Here is an 18,503-nt window from a genome sequence, read left to right on the forward strand (position 1 = left end):
ATCAAAGTCGCACCACGCGATAGGGCGCGATCCAGCCCTCCACCGGCTCCACGGCCATGTCGGGATCGCCCCGCTCATAGGCCCGCAGCACCAGCATCAGGATCGCCAGCCTCAGCGGCGCTGGAGAGGTCGCGGTGAGGCTCAACCCCACATCCGCCTCCACCCTCGCCCGCGCCGCCTCGATCAGTGTGGCGATCAGTCCGTCCTCGGCCTCATGCTCGACGCGCAGAAACAGCTTCGCCTCCGCCGCCGTCACCGGTTGCGCCATGTGTCACCTCGCTTTGCTCGGAAGTGGCGAGTGACGAGTGGCGTGTGGCCAGACCGCCACCCCCTTCTCCATCAAGACGCCGTTTCAGACATCAGCGGCGAGCGACCACTCGCCACTCGCCACTGACCACTCGTCACTCCGCGACTAGGTCGCGGCGAACTTCATCACCTTGATCGCGTCGAAGTTCTGCACCCCGCCGCCCACGCGCTTGGTCGTGTAGAACAGCACATAGGGCTTGGCCGAATAGGGATCGCGCAGCACCCGCACCCCCGCCCGGTCCACGATCAGATAGCCCCGCTGGAAGTCCCCGAACGCGATCGACAGGCTGTTGGCCGCCACGTCCGGCATGGTCTCGATCTCCGTGACCGGATAGCCCAGCAGGCTCGCCGTCTCGCCCAGCCGCGTCGCCGGCTGCCAGATGTAGTTTCCGTCCGCGTCCTTGAACTTGCGCACGGCCGAGACCGTCTTTCGGTTCATCACGAACCGCCCGTTCGGCCGATACTGGGCCTTGGGCGCATAGATCAGGTCGATCAGCCGGTCGGTCGGACTGGTCGAGGCGAACCCGCCCGCCGCGCCCGAGGCGACATAACCGATCTGACCCCAGGTCTGGCTCGCATCCGCCACGGTCGTATAGCTCAGGAAGCCGCGCGGCTTGTTGGTCCCGTCGCCGGTCACGAAAGCCTGCGTCTCCTGCGCGGCGAAGGCGTCCTCGACCTCGGCCGCCAGCCATTCGTCCAGATCGACCATGGCGTCGTCCAGCAGAGCCTGGGTCGCCGCCGGATTGGCGTAGAGGTCCGCCGACGGGAACTCCAGCAGGGCCAAGGTCGCCGGGTCCGTCTCCGGCCGCGCGGCGGTTTCCGCCACCCAGCCCGAGGCCACGCCCGCCGTCGACACCGGCTTTCTGAATACGCCCGCCGCCACCGTCCGCACCGTGGCGATCTCGCGCATCGGCGACACCGCCATCAGACGCCGCTCGATGGCCCGCTCGGTCTCATAGGGCACGACATAGCCGCCCGAGGTCGCGCCGCCCGACAGGCCCGCCTTGACCTCCAGATGAGGGGACTGGCCCGTCTTCAGATAGCCGTCCCACGCCGCCTTCGCCTCGGGCGCGGCCGCCGTCTCGACCGGCTCGCCGCCGATGAGCGGACGCCGGTTCTGGCTCATCACCCGATCCAGCCGCGCCTGGGCCGCCGCCACCGCCTGATCGATGCGCGCCACCTTCTCCTCCAGCAGCACGTCCGCCGCCGCCTTCTTCTCGATCTCCTCCAGCCGGACGTCGTTCGCCCCTTTGAACGCCTCGAACGCCGCCATCATCTCATGCACGGCGACGCGCGCCTCCGGCGAGGCGGAAGCCTGTTTGGTCTCTTTCATGATATCTCCGGTTGAAGAACCGCGTGTTGCGGTTAGGGTCGGGCTGCGCCCGAATTCTATCGGCAGCGCTCGGTGACCGCTGGACGTATGGACAAATTCAATCGTCGCCCAAGCCGAGCAACGCGCAGGAAGCGTCTGGCGTGGGCGGCGGCGGCCTTCGCCATTCCGACCGCCGCCTTCGCCCTGCTTTTCCTTTTCGGAAGCAGGCTAGATTCGGTGATTTGGCTTAAAGGCTTAGGGGGTCTCTACCTGATCGCGTTTGCGATCAGCCTTGCCCTCGGGTTGCGACAGGGGGTTCGGATTTACCGGGAATGGATCGACAAGCTTGGCTTTCAACCCACCCAAGGGCCGGGCTTCACCACGTTGGAACTGGCGGTGTTCGACGAACTGGAAAAAACGCTCATTGAAGAAGCGCCTGCCCTCCGCCGCTTCCTCGCTCAGGCCGAAGTGGTTTCTCGCTTCAACAGCGGGACCGGATGCATAACGCGCATCCGATCCAGCCACGCGCAAGCCGTCGCTCGGGCGTCGGAAGTCATCTTTTTCTTTCAACTAAAGACGCTTGCCGGACCCACGGGGTGTCGCGTTTGGACGGATGAAGCCGAGGTCATCGACCTCATGGAGTTCTTCACAGGAACCGTTGATACGAGAAAGTTCGACTGGGACACGACCGACTTTGAACCGATCGACCCACCAGAACACCTCAAGCCGCCCACCATCCGGCCGATTTCCACCATCCCACATCCGTCCTACAACAAGGTGCTTTTCGAGTATCATCCAGTTGAAGAACCTCGCGTCGTCGTTAGAGTCCGCCAATGATCGCTCCAGCGAAGCTCCCGCGCACCCGATTGGGTCGCCTCGTCCCCTTTTCCACCTGGAACGAAGGGGCCGGGTGGCTGGTGGTTTCGGCGTTGCTCGTTTCAAGGATCAGCCGCGAAACGACTTGGATTGACGACAGGGTCGGCGGCTTGCTGTTGGTAGTCTTTTTGGGACTCGCTGGAGCCATCTGGGTCTTATCTCGCTATCTGCCCAACCTATCGACCGCTCCTAAACGCAGTCCGTTAGAACGGCTTCAGGATCACGAAGACGCCTGATGTCCCACCTCACGCCGCTCGAGAGCGCCGTCATGGACGCCATGGCCTGGCAGATGGGCGACAGCGTGCCCGATCTGGCGGCGCAGGCGGCGTCCAGTTCGCCGGGGCTGCGGCGCAACACCGGCGCGGGCCTCTATTCCCAGGTCCTGGTCGACGCCAACCGGCGCACGGCCAATCCCGACGCCACCGGCCTGTTCGGCACGGTCCATGTCATGGTCGGCGACCTGCCCGATCCCCTCGGCTTCCAGATCGAGCTGCGTCAGGGCCGGCTGATGGCCCTGCACGGCCAGAGCTATGGCCAGGACACCCGCGCCATCGACTTCTCCAACACCCCCTTCGGCGAGGTCTTCACCGTCGACGACCGGGGCCAGTCCGTCCTCTACCGGCCCGCCCGCCGCGTCCCCGCCCCGGTCGCCCCCCGGCCGAAACCCGCCGCCCGGCCCAGCGTCCCGATCCAGCCGCCCGTCCAGCCTCAGCCCGCCGCGCGCCCGACCCCGGAGGCCCGTCCGGCCGATCACGCCCTGCCCGTCTCCGCCGCCCCGCCCGGCGTGGCGGACATGCTGTCCGGCCTGTCGGACCCGACCGCCTCGCGCGGCGGCCGGCTGGCCCTGGTCTATCTCGGCGCCTATGGGCTGATCCTGCTGGCCGTCCTGTTCGCCAAACTGGTGCTGCACACCGGCTGGGTCTTCGCCGTGATCGTCGCCGTCTGGCTCGTGCGCTACATCCACAGCCCCAAGGGCCGCGCCAAAATGGCCGACCTCGCCGACCGTCTGGAGCGCCAGGGCGCCTTCCAGGCCCTCAAACCACGCTGAACCGCGCGCCCGGCAGCATCGGAAACGTCACCAGCGACACCTCCCACAGCTCGACCGCGCTCAACACACGCAACCGCCCCTGACGCCGCGCGCGGGCGGCGCGATAGCCGATCGACAAACCGTCCAGCGCCCCCGCGCGGCTCAGCGCGCCGGCGAACCGCGCCTCGGCCGACCAGTCCTCGATCCGTCCGCGCACGAACAGGCCGCGCCCGTCCTCCTCGATCCGTTCCCAGACCCCGACCGGCGCCCGCGCATCATGCTGGTTCAGCATCCGCACGCCCTCGGCCCCGGTCCGGGCCAGACTGTCCGCGAACGCCCCTTGCGCCACCACGTCTCCGTTCAGGTCCGCCACACCCCACAGGGAGGCGTAGCCTTCGATCTGAAGGGGTGGGTGGTGACTCGTGATGCGTGAATGCTCTCGCCCAGTCACCAGTCCCGATTCACCCCTCACGCCCCACCCTCCAACCGCCGTTCGATCCGCTCCACGGCCGCCGCGGTCGCCTCGCCCTGGGTCTCCAGCCGGGCCAGCCGTTCGGCGATCAGCCTCTGTTCCCCGACCTGCTGCTCCAGCGTCGCGATCCGCGCCGCCGCGCCCCCGGCCCAGACCAGGCCGCCCACCGTCTGCACGACCACCGCGATCAGCAGCGCCGTCGGCACGCGCCGGATGTGATGTTCGGTCATTTCGCTCTCCTTTGCCGCGTGACTCGTGAGGCGTGACTCGTGATTGGGGACCGCCCCCAGTCACCAATCACCATTCACCCTCACGCCCCCACCCCCGCCATCCGGCGCCGCTCATCCTCGGTCAGGAAGCTCGCCGCCTCCAGCCGCGCCCACAGCGCATCCCGCTCGGGCTGCAGCGCCGAGACCGCATCCAGGTCCGCGCGCACCTCGCACCCCGCGAACCGTTCGCCCAGCCAGCCGGTCATCGCCCCTGCCGCCTTTCGAACCAGCGGGATCACCGTCTGGCGCCAGAAGGCCGCATTGGCCTCGCGATAGTTGGCGTAGGTCGCGTCGCCCAGTATCCCCAGCAGCTGCGGCGGCACGCCGAAGGCCAGGGCGATCTCGCGCGCCGCCGCATGTTTGCCGGCGGTGAAATCCATCTCGGCCGGCGTCAGGCTCAGCGGTTTCCAGTCCATCCCGCCCTCCAGCAGGATCGGCCGTCCGGCGTTCGTCACCCCGGCATAGACGTTCGACAACTGATCCTTCAGCGCCTCGAACTGCCCGTCGGTCAGCCGCTCGCCGTTCCTCGCGCCATAGACCAGCGCCCCCGACGGCCGCGCCGCATTGTCCAGCAGGGCCTTGTTCCAGGCGCCGGCCGCATTGTGCGCGTCCACCCCCTGCGCCGCCGCCTCCAGCGGCGACAGCCCGTACCAGTCGTCCAGCGGGTGCCACAGCTTCAGGTGCATCACCGGCGCCCAGCCGTCCGCCGACCGTCCGATCCGCACCGACCGTCCGTCCACGGAATAATCCCACGCCTCGGGCCATCCCGACCGGCCCGGAACCACCTTCACCCGGTCGGATCGCAGCGCCCACAACTCGTCCGGCGCCCCGTCCCCGTCCGCATCGCCGGTCGCCTCGACATAGGCGTTGCCCGACACCTGAAGCGCGCCATAGACCGCCTCCATCAGCTCCGCCCCGGACTGTTCGGGATTGGGCCGGCGGATCAGTTTCGCCAGCGGATGGTCATCGTCGCGCGCCCCGTCAACGAACACCGCAAACGGCGCGGACGCCGCCGCCTCGGCGATCATGCGGATGCAGCGATAGGCCACCGCATTCTTCTGATACCCCTCGCGCGCCAGGCTGGCGTAGTCGTTGGGCGTCCAGCGCGGCCGTCCGACGCCCGACAGGGCGATCACCCCGCCGGCCCGGCTCTCCTTCGCCTCGGGCGCACCCCTGCGCCCCGCCTGGCCGAACGGCCACCGGATCGAAACCATCGTGTCGATTTCCTTTTATTTCGTCATCCTCGGGCTTGTCCCGAGGATCCATACTCACGGTGTTCGCCGCTCGACTCCGGCGTCTATGGATCCTAGGCGCAGGGCCTAGGATGACGGCGTATTAGGCGAAAGGCGGTCTCTTGAAGTCGTCATCAACCGCAACAACGGCCGCTCGACCCACAGATGCACGACCACGCCCGCCGCCAAACTGACCAGCACGGTCGACGCCACGACCGCATCCCCCGGCGCCGCGACCACCCCGCTCTCGAACAACCGCCCCAGCGCGCGGATCACCAGCACGTGGACCAGATAGATCGAATAGGACGCATCCCCCATGAAGGCCGCCGCCCGCTCGACCCTGCCCGGCGCCCGGTCCAGCCGCTCCATCCGCACCGCGCCGAACACCAGCAGCGCGCCGGGCAGGCCCCAAATCAAGACGCGCCCCATCCCCGTCGCCGGATCGTTCAGGGCGTCCACCCCGTCGATCCGCCCGTATCCGACCACCGCCGTCAGGCCCAGCGCGACCAGCCCCAGCCCGACCGCCCACGCCCCGCTACTGCGCGGCATATACCGCCAGATCCCGGCGATCCCGACGCCCAGCAGAAACTCCAGAACGATCGGCGCGCCCCAGAACCTCAGCACCGGCGCCGCCACGTAAAACCCGGCGACCAGCAGGACCGCATAGACCCCGACCAGCCTCCATCCGACCCGCCGCCCGAACGCCATCGCCAAGCCGAAGGCGGCGTAGAACAGCATTTCGAAACACAGGGTCCACCCCGGCCCCAGCGCCGGAAACGTCATCTCCAGCCCGCTGAACGGCCAGAACAGGAAGGTCGCCGCCGCCACATCCGGCGTCAGCGTCCCGCCCCGCGCCATCCCGATCAGGATCGGCGCTGACAGCAGCCAGTAGATCGGCGCCACCCGGCGAAACCGTCGCCACAGGAAGGCGCCCGCCGCCTCTACGCCCGCCTGCCCCCGCGTCGTCGTGGCGATGATGAAGCCGCTGATGACGAAGAAGACGTCCACGCCCACCGCGCCGAAATCCGCCAGCGGCCCGTCCCCGGCCAGCGTCGCCAGCCCCAGCCGCGTCCCGGCCAGGTCCACGGCATGGGCCGCGACCACCGTCGTCGCCGCCGCGAACCGCAGCGCCTGCACCCCGTAGAACCGCTCCCCCATTCCTCACGCCTATCATTCGACGCGACGGATCGACAATCTCAGATCATCGCTCGCGCCCGCACGGCCTCGGCGATCCGCGCCTGCCCCGCCGCATTGGGATGGACCGCGTCGAACATCAGGCCGCCGGCGAAGGCGCCGCCGAACAGGGCCGCCCCGTCGATGGGCGCCGCCAGACCTTTGGCGGTCGCGACCTCGAACACCGCGTCGCGGATCGCGGTCTGGACCGCATAGCTGGCCTTGCCCTGCGACGGATCGGACGGACAGCCGGTCATCAGCAGCACGTCCCCCGTCGCCGCCGCCCGGTCGACCAGTTGCCCCAGTTGCGTCCGATAGGTCGCGACCGCCGTCCCCGCATTCCAGTCGTTGATCGTCAGACCGATCACCGTCAGATCCGGCGCCGCGACCGGCAGCGCTCCATAGGCGCGGTACGGCTGGTCCGTCGTAATCCAGTCCGCGACCCTGGCCCCGCCCCAGCCGGCGTTGATCACCCGCGCCCGCTTCACCTCGGATCGCCAGGCGACCCCGCCCACGACGAACACCGCCCCGCCCGAGGCCCAGCGCACGCTCACCGGCCCGCTGGTCTCTGGAAAGGCGACGGTCGTGATCTCCATCGACGCGGCTTTGGTGGTGTTGACCGTGGCCCGCACCGCGCCGTCGGTCTCGACCGTCAGAACCCCCAGCGCCGTATTGGTCACGGCCCACAGGTCGAACCGATCCACGGCCCCATCGGACTGAAAGCTCCAGCTCCCGGCCGACGACGCCGCGCCGGAAAACAGACGCCCGCCCAGTCCCGCCAGGGCGTTGACGCTCCAGCCGCTCCCCAGCGTTACGCGCGGATCATAGGCTCCATAGCCGCCGCTGGCCCCGTCCGCCGCGCCCGCTCCGGCGACACAGGCCGCCGAGGTCGGCAGGCCCCGCCCGCTCATCGCCGCCGCCAGCCGTTCGGGCCAGGCGCCGGCCCGCGCATTGGGCGTCCAACCGCCGGCGACCCCGCCGAACCCTTGCGTCACGCTGTCGCCGATGCACAGCAGCCGCGCCTCGCGCCCGCCCGCCTGCATCGTCCTGACCGCCGCCGACCAGGCGGGCAGGTCGGGAACGGCGAACCGCGCCGCCCCCAGCACCCCGCCCGGCGCCGCCGACGCCGCCCCCACCTCGACCCCCGGCATCAGTCGAAGACCGCCACGATCTGACCCGCCGTCGTCCCGGTCGCCAGCACCCGCCGGACCTGCACCGGCAGCCAGCCGACCGGATGGTTGGCGAAGGTCACGGCGTCCGCATCCTCGCCGCCGGTCGTCAGCACACGGACATTGCCCGCCGCCCCGACATACAGGGCCTTGGCGTAGGCGTTCAGATCCGTCGTGTCGCTGGGCGTCACCGCCTGCGCCCGCCGCGCCGGTCCCCCGGCCTCGCGCCCATGGCTCAGCAATCCGTCCCGCTCGGGAATGGCCGGCATATCGTTTCTCCTGTGCAATAAATGAGGTCGTCATTCCGGGGCCGCGCTCCGCGCGGAACCCGGAAGCCAGGGCCGCCTCTCAGCGCCGACCCCCGGCATTTCGAACGCCCCCTGGGTTCCGGGTTCGTCCTTCGAACGCCCCGGAATGACGGGTCGTGGTCCCCTAAAGCCGGCTTATCCTCGGCCCGGCCGCGCGCGTCTCCAGCATCAGCCGCGTGATCCCCCACACCAGGGCGTCGGCCCGGTCGGGGCTGGGTCCGCCTTCGGCCCCCAGGGCCAGCATCTCCTCCTCCAGCGCCGAAAAGGCGTCGCAGTGGATCACCCGCCCCTGTTCGTACAGCAGCGCCACCGGCTCGGCCCGCGCGACCTTGGACCGCGAGGCGTGGACCATTTCGATCCTGGCGGGACAGTCGCTGGCCCCCAGGACCGCGCGCACCATGTCGCCGCCCTGATTGCCTTCCGCGATCACCTCCTGCGCCCCGAACTCGCGCGCGGCCTGACAGACCACGGCGGCCCAGCCGCTGGGCGAGCGTCCCCGAACCGTCCGGTCGGCCAGGACGAAGGCCCGGCCGTCCTTTCGCCCGACCACCACCACGCCGCAGGCGTCGCCCCCCGCAGTCGCCGGCGGATCGACCGCCACCACCACCCGCTCCAGCTCGGGCGGCCGCGCGCCCCTGGCCCGCCTCAGTTCCTCGATGGAGAACAGGGCGCCCTCGCCCTCGACCACCAGCCCCTCCAGCTCCTGCGCCGCCAGCCGCGTGCCCCCATAGATGTCGTTCAGATGCGCCAGGAAGCCCGGCGACAGATTCTGCGCGTTCAGCGCCGTCCCGGCCCGCTCCGTCACCGTCCCGGCCTCGGCCATCAGCTGGCGCAGCGCCGGGATCGGCCGGGGCGTCGTCGTCACCGCCAGCAACGGATCGGTCCCCAGCCGCAGGCCGAACCTCAGGTTCGACAGCACCCGATCCGGCCGCCGCCAGGCGCAGAATTCGTCGGCCCAGGCCGCATGGAACTGCGGCCCTCTCAGACTGTCGGGGTCCTCGGCCGAAAACGCATAGGCCGCCGACTGGTTTTGCCACACCAGCCGCCGCCGCCCCGCCTCCCAGCGCGGCCGATCCCCCGGCTCGGCCAGCGCCTTGATCCCCGACGCCCCCTCCACCATCACCTCGCGCACGTCATGCAGAGCGGGGCCGACCAGGGCCAGGGTGATGCCCGCATTGTTGCGGGCCAGCACGTCGATCCAGACCGACCCGGCGAAGGTCTTGCCCGACCCCCGTCCCCCCAGCAGCAGCCAGGTCCGAAGGTCGAGGTCACGCGGCTTGTGTTGGTGCTCCAGCAGCCGCGCATGATTGCGCTTCAGCCTTAGCTCGCGCCCGTTCAGCTGCTTCAGCATCCTTTCTCTGGATGATGCCGTCGAGCCGCTCGTACTCGACAAGCAGTTCTCGTCGAATTCGCTCGTCTTCTGCGGGGTCGTAGGTTCGTCCACCCATCTCGTCCTCTTCGTTGTCGCTCAGGCACAGCAGCCGCATCGCCTCGACCGCCTTGGCCGCGCGCGCGATCACGCCGATCTGGCGCGCGACCTTCTCGGCCGCGCCGGCCTCGCCGACATCGGTGTTGCAGACGGCGTCGGTCGCCGCTTCGATCTTGGCCTTCATCTTCAGGAACAGGGGCTCCATCCACCCGGCGCAGGACGCAGCCGTCTCGCCGCCGCCGTTCCGGCCGCCCGTTTCGTCATCCCGATTTCCCGCCATGCCCAAACCATAGCGCACCAGCGTCCTCAGGCCGGAAGAACGCCCGCATAATTCGCCAATGGCTTGTTTCGACTGAACTTCGACCAGCCGCATTGCGCTGGCTAGGGGGGCCTACCCTATCGTTCGCGACCGCGTTCGACCGCCCATTCCGGCGCCTCGAAGTCCAGCGCGTCCTCCGGCTCGGCCAGCGACAGTTCCGAAATCGTCTGCCCCCGCACCGACACCCCGGCCGTATGCACCGTCTCGCGGCTGCCCGAGACCAGATAGTGCCATTTCGCCAGCGTCCGCCCCTCGTGCAGCCGCCGATAGGCGCAGGACTTGGGCATCCACGCCAGCGCCTCGATATTGCCGGGCGTCAGCTTGATGCAGTCCGGCACCTGGGCCTTGCGGTTGGCGTAATCCGAGCAGGAACAGGCCCTGGAATCGAACAGCTTGCAGTGAACCCGCGTCGGAATGACCTCGCCGGAATCCTCGTCCTCGAACCGGATCACGCAGCACAGCCCGCACCCGTCGCACAACGCCTCCCACTCGGTCGGCGACATCTCGTCCAGGGTCTTTGTTTCCCAGTAGGGCGTCATCAAATCCTCCTCCGCCTGCGGGGGAGGGGGACCGCGAAGCGGTGGAGGGGGCGGACGCCGCACCACGCGCGGCGAGGCCCCTTGTCAAAAGCACGGCTTGTGATGGTGATACGCTCCATGAGAGCGCCGGTCCTTACCCAAAAACGCGCCAGAAGTCTCCGCCGGACGATGTCTTTGCCGGAAGTCCTGATCTGGCGGCGCATCCGGGGCCACGGCTTTCGTCGCCAGCATCCCCTGGACGCCTTCATCCTGGACTTCTATCGGTCCCGCGACCGCCTCTGCATCGAGATTGACGGCCAACAGCACGACCTCGCCCATGACGCCCGACGCGACGCCTGGCTGGCTGGCCGACAAGGGCGTCCGCACGATCCGCATCCCCGCCACAGCCGTTCTGGACGACCCCGACGCCGTCGCTGAATACATCCTCTCCCTCTAGATCCTCCCCCGCTTCGCAGGGGAGGATCGTTTCAATGCCCGACGGTCCTGGAGAACAGGTTGATCACCACCACCCCGCCCACGATCATCGCCAGGCCGGCGAGGGCCGGCGGGTCCAGTCTCTGGCGGAACACGACGGCCCCGATCACCGAGATCAGCACCACCCCCAGCCCGCTCCAGATCGCATAGGCGATCCCCACCGGCATCTGACGCAGCGCGATCGACAGCAGATAGAAGGCCAGGCCGTAGCAGACCGCCATCCCAGCCGTCGGCCAGGCCCGCGTGAACTGGTGCGAGGCCTGCAACAGGCTGGTCCCCATGACCTCCAGCCCGATGGCGCCCAGCAGGGCGGCCCATGTGATCGGGCTCATGTTTCGAACCTCACGCGACGCGCGGCGTCCGCCGCCGGCTCCAGGCGACCCAGATCACCGCCGCGACGCTCAGCGCCATACCGCCGAACATGGCCCCCAACGCCGACAGCACCAGGCCGAACAGGCCCGCCACGAACCCCTTGCCGATCGCGATCACCGTCTGCGGCCCTGCGCCCCCGACATAGTCCGCCGAGACCCTGTAGGCGCCCGGTCGGTCGATGCGGAACGCCTGGAACGACTGCCCCTGTCGTCCGCCGAGGGTATAGGACGAACTGCCGCCCGGCGTGTGCGTCGCCACCGGCGCGCCATCCGCCGCCTCGACCTTGACCGCCAGACCGGACACGTCGTCCACGACGTAGAGCCGCCCGTCCACCACGCTGCGCGTCTCCAGAAACACCGTGTAGTCGCCGGGCGCCAGCGTCAGTTCCCGCGCGCCCGGCACGACGATCTGCTGCAGGCCGTCGTCCATGGTCGTCAGCTTCGTGACCAGCAGGATCACCATGGCGGCCGCCCCGCAGATCGCCGGGATCAGCGCCAGCAGATAGAAGATTCGCCCCGGCCTGCGCTCCGCCGCGCCGCCGCGCCCCTTCGACGTCATGTCCATCCCGGCCTCCACACCCTTTGCACGGACTACACCGTGTCGCTTCGAAACGGTCAACGCCGATGGCGGTTCGGCCTGCCCTCCTCTATATGGCCGCCCATGGCAGCCAGACCCCCTCTCGTCGCGCTCAAGGACGTCCGCCTTCAGGACGGCCAGCGCCCCCTGTTCGACGGCGTCGATCTTGCGGTCGAACCGCGCAGCCGCGCCGCCCTGGTGGGCCGCAACGGCGCCGGCAAATCCACCCTGATGAAGGTGGTCATGGGCCTGATCGAGCCGGACAGCGGCGACCGTTCGGTCCAGTCCGCCACCCGTTTCGCCTATGTGCCGCAGGAGCCGCTGATCACCGGCGAAACCTTGCTGGACTACGCCTCCTCCGGCGAGGCCGAGAGCTGGACCGCCGAGGCCTGGCTGGCCACCTTCGGCCTCGATCCCGCCAAGTCCACCAGGGGCCTGTCGGGCGGCGAGACCCGCCGCGCGGCGCTGGCCAAGGCCTTCGCCGAGGAGCCCGACCTGCTGCTGCTGGACGAGCCGACCAACCACCTCGACATCCTGGCCATCGAGCTACTGGAAAACGAGCTGATCTCGGCCCGGTTCGCCCTGCTGGTCGTCAGCCACGACCGCGCCTTCCTGAACCGCGTCACCGACACGGTGCATTGGCTTGAGGGCCGCCGCGTCCGCACCCTGAACAAGGGCTTCGTCCAGTTCGACGAATGGTCGACCAAGGTGCTGGAGGAAGAGGCCGAATCCCTGCGTCGCCTGACCAAGACCATCGAGCGCGAGACCGCCACCTTCTACTCCTCCATCACCGCCCGCCGCAGCCGCAACGAGGGCCGCGCCCGCTCGCTCCAGGCGCTCCGCGCCGAACGCGCCGAAAAGATGAAGGACGTGCCGCGCGAACTGTCGCTGGGCGTCGATTCCGGCGCCACCTCCGGCAAGCTGGTCGCCGAGATCAAGGGGGTGTCGAAGTGGTTCGACACAGTGGCGAGTGGCGAGGCGCGAGTGGCGAGCGAAACCGATGCCCCGCAACAGGCCGACGCCCCATCCCCCTCGTCACTCGCCACACGCCACTCGCCACTCCCTTCCCGCCGCACCCTCTTCAAAAACCTGACCACCCGCATCATGCGCGGCGACCGGCTGGGCATCGTCGGCCCGAACGGCGCGGGCAAGACCACCCTGGTCAAGACCCTGCTGGGCGAACTGGCGCCGGACGAGGGCACCGTCCGCATGGGGGCCAATCTCGAACCCGTCTATCTGGACCAGTCGCGCGAGGGGCTGAAGTCGGACATGACCCTGTGGGACGCCCTGACGCCCGGCGGCGGCGACAGCATTCTGGTGCGCGGCGTGTCCAAACACGTCGCCGCCTACGCCAAGGAATTCCTGTTCTCCGAGGCCCAGCTGCGCCAGCCGATCTCGACCCTGTCGGGGGGCGAGCGCAACCGCCTGCTGCTGGCGCGCGCCCTGGCGAAACCCGCCAATCTGCTGATCCTGGACGAACCGACCAACGACCTAGACATGGACACGCTGGACAAGCTGGAGGAGCTGCTGGAGGGCTACGACGGCACCCTGATCCTGGTGTCGCACGACCGCGATTTCATCGACCGCCTGTCCACCTCGACCCTGGCCCTGAACGGGCGCGGCGACATCGTGGAGACCCCCGGCGGCTGGACCGACTTCATCCGCCAGAATCCGGGCTTCCTCCAGCCGGGCGCCACCCCCCGCCCCCAGGACAAGGCCGCCGCCCAGCGGGCCGCCGAGGCGCCCCCGCCCGCCGTCGCCCCCAAGAAAACCGCCAAACTCTCCTTCAAGGACGCCCACCGCCTGAAGGAACTCGAAACCCTGATCGACACCCTCCCCGCCCAGATCGCCAAACACGACACGACCCTGGCCGACCCCACCCTCTACACCCGCGACCCCAAAGCCTTCGACGCCGCCATGAAGGCCGCCGAAAAGGCCCGCGCCGACCTCGACGCCGCCGAGATGGAATGGCTGGAGTTGGAAGAGAAGAAGGCGGCCCTGGCGGGCTAACCGCCTTGCGACGTCGTCACGACAGCAGGCGCGTCAGTCGCCCGTTCGCGGCGTATCGGCGGGCGGCGTCTTCGCCGCATCGCGCCGGTGCTGAACGCCGCCGACCGCCAGCGCCGCGACGATTCCGAACGCGAACCACAGGCCGAACTTGTGCGTCAGCAGGCCGATGAAACCGAAGATCGCCAGAACGGCGAAAGGCGTGAGCTTTTTCATGCCAGAGCATGACCACGATTCATCCCCGGGCTGAAGACGCGCGACGGCGCTTGAAACCAAAGCCTTCGCCGGTCACTCCTGACGCATGACCCTGCGCAGCCACACCGTCGACTTCCCGCCGCCGCAGCTGGCGGCCCAGCGGCGGATCAACGCCGTGCTGAGCCGCGCGCCGCGTCTGCGGACGGACGGCTGGCGGATCGATGCGGGTCAGCGGCTGTCGCTGTGGCTGGACGCGGCGGCGGGACGGATCACCCCGCCCCGGCTGAAGAAGCGCGGCGTGACGGTCGAGATCGTCCAGACCGACGGCGACCACCCCGTGCCTCTCCGCATCCTGCATCCGACGGGGACGCCGCGCGCCGTCATTCTGGACATCCACGGCGGCGGCTGGGTGCTGGGCAGCGCGGGGCTGAACGACCGGCTGAACGCCCATCTGGCGCATCACGGCTTCTGCGTCGTCTCGGTCGACTATCGCCTGCTGTCCGAGCGTCGCCGGGTCTATATCGACGCCGCCATCGCCGACTGTCTGGCGGCCGCCTTCTGGACCGTCACCAACGTCGACCGGCTGGGCGCGGCGACCCTGTTCATCGCGGGCGAATCCGCCGGCGGGCATCTGGCGGCCCTGACCGCCGTGGCCCTGCGCGACAAGGGGCTGATCGACCTGGTGAAGGGCTGCGTCTTCACCTACGGCGTGTTCGACCTGTCGGGGACCGAAAGCGTGCGCTCGGCCGGGCCCGAAACCCTGCTGTTCAACGGCCCGACGATGCGGGCCGACCTGGCCCGCCTGGCCCCCGACCGCGACGAGGCGGGCCTGCGCCAAGCCGACGTTTCGCCGCTTTACGCCGACCTGACCGGCCTGCCGCCCGCCCTGTTCCTGGCCGGCGAATACGATCCCCTGTTCGAGGACAGTCTGCTGATGGCGACGCGCTGGGGCGAGGCGTCCGACGCCGACCTGATCCGCGTGCCCGAGACCCCGCACGGCTTCCTGCACTTCGGCGGCCCGGCTGCGCGGGGCGCACGCCGGGCGATCCGGTCCTGGTTGGACGGCAGGCTTTAAAAGTCCCCTCCCTTCCGCTCATCCCGGCGAAAGCCGGGACCCAGTGCTTTGGCATCTCCGGCGCATCGGATGACCACCGGCCCTCAATCTCGCACAGCCTTCGCCCAAAGGTCTGGGTCCCGGCTTTCGCCGGGATGAGCGGGTGAAGGGTCTAACCCGGAGCGCTGTAACCCTAGCTCTCGATCAGCTCGCGAATGCGCGTGCCCAGGGCCTCCATGGCGAAGGGCTTGGTCATGACGTGCATGCCGGGGTCCAGCTGGCCGTTGCCGACCACCGCATTCTCGGCATAGCCGGTGATGAACAGCACCTTCAGGTCCGGCCGGTCGATCCGCGCCGCATCGGCCATCTGACGCCCGTTCATCCCGCCCGGCAGGCCCACGTCCGACACCAGAAGGTCGATCCGCGCATCGGACTGCAGCAGCTTCAGCCCCGACGCCCCGTCCGACGCCTCGATGCACTGATAGCCCAGCTCGTGCAGGATTTCGGCGACCAGCATCCGCACCGTCGGCTCGTCGTCCACCACCATCACCGTCTCGCCGGCCTGGGCGCGGGGGGCGTCGGCGATCTCGGGGGTCGGCTCGTCCTCCACCGCGCCCAGATGGCGCGGCAGATAAAGGCACACCATCGTCCCCTCGTCCCGCTCCGAATAGATCCGCACCTGCCCGCCCGACTGGCGCACGAAGCCATAGATCATCGACAGGCCCAGCCCCGTCCCCTCGCCCATCGGCTTGGTGGTGAAGAAGGGCTCGAAGGCGCGGGCCGCCACGTCCGGCGACATGCCGCCGCCGGTGTCGCTGACGCAGATGGAGACATACTGACCCGGCTCCAGGTCCTGGGCCCGTGCCACGCGCGGATCGATCCAGCGATTGCCGGTCTCGATAGTCAGCCGCCCGCCGTCCGGCATGGCGTCCCGCGCATTGATGCACAGGTTCAGCAGCGCGTTTTCCAGCTGGTTGGCGTCGATCAGCACGGGCCACAGTCCCGTCCCGGCCACGACCTCCAGCTGGACGCCCGGCCCCGTGGTGCGGCGGATCATATCCTCCATCCCCCGGATCAACCGATTGGGATCGGTCGGCTTGGGGTCCAGGGTCTGGCGCCGCGAGAAGGCCAGCAGCCGGTGCGTCAGGGCCGCCGCCCGCCGCGCCGCCCCTTGCGCCGCCGCCGAGAACCGCTCCACATCGTTGAACCGCCCCTGGGCGATGCGCGAGCCGATGATCTCCAGACTGCCGGTGATCCCGGCCAGCAGATTGTTGAAGTCGTGAGCGATGCCGCCGGTCAGCTGCCCGACCGCCTCCATCTTCTGGCTCTGGCGCAACGCCTCCTCGGCCTGCATCAGGGCGCTGGTCCGTTCGGCGACCTGGTCTTCCAGCGTCTCGTTGAACCGGGCCAGTTCGGCCGACTGGCGGCGCAGGTCCTCGATGTCGATGTTGGAGCCGACCCAGCGCGTGATCCGCCCCTCCTCGTCATGCACCGGCTCGGCCCGGACCATGAAGGTGCGGTAAGCGCCGTCGTGACGGCGCATCCGAAACTCGGTCTCATAGACCTGGCCGCTCGCCAGCGACCGTGACCAGCCGTCCGCCGCGCGCGCCCGGTCGTCGGGATGCACGACCCCGGCCCAGGCGTCGGTCCCGTCCAGCCGGCCCTGCTCCAGACCCGTATAGGCATAGACCTGGGGGTTGAACCAATACATCGACCCGTCCGGCCAGCTGGCCCAGATCTGGTTCGGCGTAGCCTGGGCGAAGACGCGGAACTGGGCCTCGCTGTCGCGCAGGGCCGCTTCGCTGCGGGCGCGCTCGGTCGCCATCCGCACCCGTTCGGCCACGTCGCGCATCAGCCGCAGGTCGTCTTCGCTGTAATGACGCGGCGTCGCATGGTTGACGAACACCATGGCCACCACCCGGCCCTGCTCCATCAGCGGCATATTGACGAAGGAGCCGGCGCTGATCCGCTTCAGCACGTCGGCGGTCGCGGCCGTGCGGGGGTCCAGGGCCACGTCGGCGATGGCCACCGTCTCGCCCCGCTTGATGTCCTCGATGTAGGAGCCGTGGTCGCGGAAGGCCAGCGTCCCGGCGATGCTGTCCACGCCCGGCTGGTTGAAGTCGCGCGCGATGGTGATGGTCTCGGCGACCGTATCGACCGTGCCGTATCCGGCCCGGCTGACCCCCAGGGCCTGGGCCAGGACGCGGGCCGAGACCTGGGCGATCTCGCCGGCGTCGGTCAGGTCGCGGATGGCGTCGTTCAGCTCCAGCAGGGCGATCTGGCGCGCCTCGCTCTGTTTGCGCTCGGTGATGTTGTTGAACAGGATGGCGACCTGCCAGGCGCCCGGCTCCCCGATCCTGAGCGCCTGAACGTCGTACCAGCGGCCGAAGATGTCGGCGGGATTCTCGAACCGCACCGGTCGGCCCGTGCGCGCCACGCCGCCGTACAGATCGAACCAGTGCTGCTCCAGCCCCGGCGCGATGTCGCTGACCCATTGGCCATAGGGATCGGCCAGACCCGTCATCTCCTCGAAGGCCTTGTTGCCCTCGACGATCTTGTAGTCGACCGGCCGGTCCTCCGCGTCGAACTTCATCTCGATGACGCAGAAGCCCGTCGCCATGGCGGCGAACAGGGCGCCGTAGCGCTGCTCGCTCAGCGCCAGGGCCTGGTCCGCCCTCAGCCGCTCGGTCACGTCCACGCCCTGGACGAAGACGCCCCAGACCTGGCCGTCCGCCGTCTTCATCGGCTGGAAGACGAAATCGACGTAGCGATCCTCGACCGGCCCGTCCGGCCTGGCCTGCACGGCGTAGAGGGCGCTCTCGGCGCGGTGCGCCTCGCCGGTGCGATAGACCGCGTCCAGCAGCGCCAGATAGCCCTGGTCCACCGCATCCTTCAGCACGTCGACCAGGGCGCAGCCCGTCACCGACCGATGGCCGATCAGGGTCTGGTAATTGGGATTGGTCAGCTCGAACCGATGCTGGGGTCCGACCAGCAAGGCCATGAACCCCGGCGCATGGGCGAACATCTGCACCAGCTGGGCGCGATTAAAGGCGATGGTTTCGCCTTCAGAGACCGTGATGGACAAGCCTTTTCCTCAAAGCCTTACGTCTGCCGACCACAGAACCCCCAGCCGGTGAAGTTGTTGCAGCCGATCTTGTGTTCGTCACCGGACATAAGCCTATTCGGGCGTCTTCCTGTGGAAAATCGCAACGGGCTGATCCGCAATCGCGAATTCGATCCGTCCACCGATGTTCACAGGCTTGTCCACCGCCGCCGGGCCAGTCGTGCACATCGGGGCGAAATCGGGCGCTTGCCTCATAGCCGCTTTCGTCGGAACGTCAACAGGCCAAGGGACACGGCGGCGCGGAAATCCAGGGGAGACCCCGGACATCAA

General features: G+C 69.0%; 18 protein-coding genes and 2 pseudogenes. 5 read left to right on the top strand and 15 right to left on the bottom strand.

Annotated features, from left to right (window positions below):
- Nucleotide 1: 1 nt before the first annotated feature.
- Both SH203_RS08330 and SH203_RS08335 read right to left on the bottom strand, forming a co-directional pair.
- Nucleotides 2–268 carry a head-tail connector protein gene (locus tag SH203_RS08330; protein ID WP_087120411.1) on the bottom strand — a complete coding sequence of 89 codons (267 nt, stop codon included), beginning with the start codon at nt 266–268 and terminating at the stop codon, nt 2–4.
- A gap of 144 nt (nt 269–412) precedes the next feature.
- Nucleotides 413–1,639: a phage major capsid protein gene (locus tag SH203_RS08335; RefSeq protein WP_087120412.1), complete on the bottom strand. Its 1,227-nt coding sequence runs from the start codon at nt 1,637–1,639 to the stop codon at nt 413–415.
- Nucleotides 1,640–1,726: 87 nt separating this feature from the next.
- Here SH203_RS08335 and SH203_RS08340 point away from each other — a divergent pair, with 87 nt between their 5' ends.
- Both SH203_RS08340 and SH203_RS08345 read left to right on the top strand, forming a co-directional pair.
- Nucleotides 1,727–2,455 carry a hypothetical protein gene (locus SH203_RS08340; RefSeq protein ID WP_087120413.1) on the top strand — a complete coding sequence of 243 codons (729 nt, stop codon included), beginning with the start codon at nt 1,727–1,729 and terminating at the stop codon, nt 2,453–2,455.
- 274 nt (nt 2,456–2,729) lie between these two features.
- Complete coding sequence (locus tag SH203_RS08345) at nt 2,730–3,542, top strand: hypothetical protein (protein WP_087120414.1); 813 nt, start codon at nt 2,730–2,732, stop codon at nt 3,540–3,542.
- Here SH203_RS08345 and SH203_RS08350 read toward each other — a convergent pair.
- The 9 genes from SH203_RS08350 to SH203_RS08390 all read right to left on the bottom strand — a co-directional run bounded on the left by SH203_RS08350 (nt 3,529) and on the right by SH203_RS08390 (nt 10,431).
- A complete protein-coding gene (locus SH203_RS08350; protein WP_087120669.1) occupies nt 3,529–3,948 on the bottom strand; it encodes an HK97 family phage prohead protease in 420 nt (139 codons plus the stop codon). The genes SH203_RS08345 and SH203_RS08350 overlap by 14 nt on opposite strands.
- A 41-nt stretch (nt 3,949–3,989) precedes the next feature.
- Nucleotides 3,990–4,223 carry a hypothetical protein gene (locus SH203_RS08355; RefSeq protein ID WP_087120415.1) on the bottom strand — a complete coding sequence of 78 codons (234 nt, stop codon included), beginning with the start codon at nt 4,221–4,223 and terminating at the stop codon, nt 3,990–3,992.
- 80 nt (nt 4,224–4,303) lie between these two features.
- Nucleotides 4,304–5,476, bottom strand: coding sequence for a phage portal protein (locus SH203_RS08360; protein WP_087120416.1), 1,173 nt, complete (start codon nt 5,474–5,476; stop codon nt 4,304–4,306).
- 105 nt (nt 5,477–5,581) lie between these two features.
- Nucleotides 5,582–6,652, bottom strand: a complete 1,071-nt coding sequence (locus SH203_RS08365; RefSeq protein ID WP_087120417.1) for an acyltransferase — start codon at nt 6,650–6,652, stop codon at nt 5,582–5,584.
- Between the two features lie 38 nt (nt 6,653–6,690).
- Complete coding sequence (locus SH203_RS08370) at nt 6,691–7,818, bottom strand: SGNH/GDSL hydrolase family protein (RefSeq protein ID WP_087120418.1); 1,128 nt, start codon at nt 7,816–7,818, stop codon at nt 6,691–6,693.
- The gene (locus SH203_RS08375) at nt 7,818–8,105 is read right to left on the bottom strand and encodes a hypothetical protein (RefSeq protein ID WP_087120419.1); all 288 of its coding nucleotides are present in this window, start codon (nt 8,103–8,105) and stop codon (nt 7,818–7,820) included. The genes SH203_RS08370 and SH203_RS08375 overlap by 1 nt, the downstream gene beginning before the upstream one ends.
- Nucleotides 8,106–8,268: 163 nt before the next feature.
- Nucleotides 8,269–9,495, bottom strand: coding sequence for a DNA-packaging protein (locus tag SH203_RS08380; RefSeq protein ID WP_087120420.1), 1,227 nt, complete (start codon nt 9,493–9,495; stop codon nt 8,269–8,271).
- Nucleotides 9,413–9,946 carry a hypothetical protein gene (locus tag SH203_RS08385; protein WP_087120421.1) on the bottom strand — a complete coding sequence of 178 codons (534 nt, stop codon included), beginning with the start codon at nt 9,944–9,946 and terminating at the stop codon, nt 9,413–9,415. Before SH203_RS08385 ends, SH203_RS08380 begins: the two co-directional genes overlap by 83 nt.
- A gap of 23 nt (nt 9,947–9,969) precedes the next feature.
- Nucleotides 9,970–10,431, bottom strand: a complete 462-nt coding sequence (locus SH203_RS08390; RefSeq protein ID WP_087120422.1) for a YcgN family cysteine cluster protein — start codon at nt 10,429–10,431, stop codon at nt 9,970–9,972.
- Between the two features lie 168 nt (nt 10,432–10,599).
- Between SH203_RS08390 and SH203_RS15960 the strand changes: the two are divergent.
- Nucleotides 10,600–10,716, top strand: a pseudogene (locus SH203_RS15960) (DUF559 domain-containing protein); the annotation flags it as partial.
- Nucleotides 10,717–10,898: 182 nt separating this feature from the next.
- Here SH203_RS15960 and SH203_RS08400 read toward each other — a convergent pair.
- Both SH203_RS08400 and SH203_RS08405 read right to left on the bottom strand, forming a co-directional pair.
- Nucleotides 10,899–11,237, bottom strand: a complete 339-nt coding sequence (locus tag SH203_RS08400; protein WP_087120423.1) for a multidrug efflux SMR transporter — start codon at nt 11,235–11,237, stop codon at nt 10,899–10,901.
- Nucleotides 11,238–11,247: 10 nt separating this feature from the next.
- Nucleotides 11,248–11,841 carry a hypothetical protein gene (locus SH203_RS08405; RefSeq protein WP_087120424.1) on the bottom strand — a complete coding sequence of 198 codons (594 nt, stop codon included), beginning with the start codon at nt 11,839–11,841 and terminating at the stop codon, nt 11,248–11,250.
- Nucleotides 11,842–11,937: 96 nt separating this feature from the next.
- Here SH203_RS08405 and SH203_RS08410 point away from each other — a divergent pair.
- Nucleotides 11,938–13,863 (top strand): annotated as a pseudogene (locus tag SH203_RS08410) (ABC-F family ATP-binding cassette domain-containing protein); the annotation flags it as partial.
- Nucleotides 13,864–13,896: 33 nt separating this feature from the next.
- On the opposite strand, the gene SH203_RS08415 reads toward SH203_RS08410, so the two are convergent.
- The gene (locus SH203_RS08415) at nt 13,897–14,076 is read right to left on the bottom strand and encodes a hypothetical protein (RefSeq protein ID WP_087120426.1); all 180 of its coding nucleotides are present in this window, start codon (nt 14,074–14,076) and stop codon (nt 13,897–13,899) included.
- A gap of 85 nt (nt 14,077–14,161) precedes the next feature.
- On the opposite strand from SH203_RS08415, the gene SH203_RS08420 reads away from it, so the two are divergent.
- On the top strand, nt 14,162–15,130 hold the full coding sequence (locus SH203_RS08420) for an alpha/beta hydrolase (protein ID WP_087120427.1): 969 nt from the start codon (nt 14,162–14,164) through the stop codon (nt 15,128–15,130).
- Between the two features lie 172 nt (nt 15,131–15,302).
- On the opposite strand, the gene SH203_RS08425 is transcribed toward SH203_RS08420, so the two are convergent.
- Nucleotides 15,303–18,194: a PAS domain S-box protein gene (locus SH203_RS08425; RefSeq protein WP_200808864.1), complete on the bottom strand. Its 2,892-nt coding sequence runs from the start codon at nt 18,192–18,194 to the stop codon at nt 15,303–15,305.
- Nucleotides 18,195–18,503: the final 309 nt, after the last annotated feature.

The sequence above is a fragment of the Brevundimonas sp. SH203 genome (assembly GCF_002157625.1).
Classification (GTDB): Bacteria; Pseudomonadota; Alphaproteobacteria; order Caulobacterales; family Caulobacteraceae; genus Brevundimonas.

Bases quoted from the DNA above. Each gene is read 5' to 3' on its own strand.
- SH203_RS08420 (WP_087120427.1), top strand. From the start codon at position 14,162: ATGACCCTGCGCAGCCACACCGTCGACTTCCCGCCGCCGCAGCTGGCG.
- SH203_RS08390 (WP_087120422.1), bottom strand. From the start codon at position 10,431: ATGACGCCCTACTGGGAAACAAAGACCCTGGACGAGATGTCGCCGACC.
- SH203_RS08330 (WP_087120411.1), bottom strand. From the start codon at position 268: ATGGCGCAACCGGTGACGGCGGCGGAGGCGAAGCTGTTTCTGCGCGTC.
- SH203_RS08405 (WP_087120424.1), bottom strand. From the start codon at position 11,841: ATGGACATGACGTCGAAGGGGCGCGGCGGCGCGGCGGAGCGCAGGCCG.
- SH203_RS08375 (WP_087120419.1), bottom strand. From the start codon at position 8,105: ATGCCGGCCATTCCCGAGCGGGACGGATTGCTGAGCCATGGGCGCGAG.
- SH203_RS08380 (WP_087120420.1), bottom strand. From the start codon at position 9,495: ATGCTGAAGCAGCTGAACGGGCGCGAGCTAAGGCTGAAGCGCAATCAT.
- SH203_RS08370 (WP_087120418.1), bottom strand. From the start codon at position 7,818: ATGCCGGGGGTCGAGGTGGGGGCGGCGTCGGCGGCGCCGGGCGGGGTG.
- SH203_RS08335 (WP_087120412.1), bottom strand. From the start codon at position 1,639: ATGAAAGAGACCAAACAGGCTTCCGCCTCGCCGGAGGCGCGCGTCGCC.
- SH203_RS08360 (WP_087120416.1), bottom strand. From the start codon at position 5,476: ATGGTTTCGATCCGGTGGCCGTTCGGCCAGGCGGGGCGCAGGGGTGCG.
- SH203_RS08365 (WP_087120417.1), bottom strand. From the start codon at position 6,652: ATGGGGGAGCGGTTCTACGGGGTGCAGGCGCTGCGGTTCGCGGCGGCG.
- SH203_RS08415 (WP_087120426.1), bottom strand. From the start codon at position 14,076: ATGAAAAAGCTCACGCCTTTCGCCGTTCTGGCGATCTTCGGTTTCATC.
- SH203_RS08345 (WP_087120414.1), top strand. From the start codon at position 2,730: ATGTCCCACCTCACGCCGCTCGAGAGCGCCGTCATGGACGCCATGGCC.
- SH203_RS08355 (WP_087120415.1), bottom strand. From the start codon at position 4,223: ATGACCGAACATCACATCCGGCGCGTGCCGACGGCGCTGCTGATCGCG.
- SH203_RS08400 (WP_087120423.1), bottom strand. From the start codon at position 11,237: ATGAGCCCGATCACATGGGCCGCCCTGCTGGGCGCCATCGGGCTGGAG.
- SH203_RS08385 (WP_087120421.1), bottom strand. From the start codon at position 9,946: ATGCGGCTGGTCGAAGTTCAGTCGAAACAAGCCATTGGCGAATTATGC.
- SH203_RS08340 (WP_087120413.1), top strand. From the start codon at position 1,727: ATGGACAAATTCAATCGTCGCCCAAGCCGAGCAACGCGCAGGAAGCGT.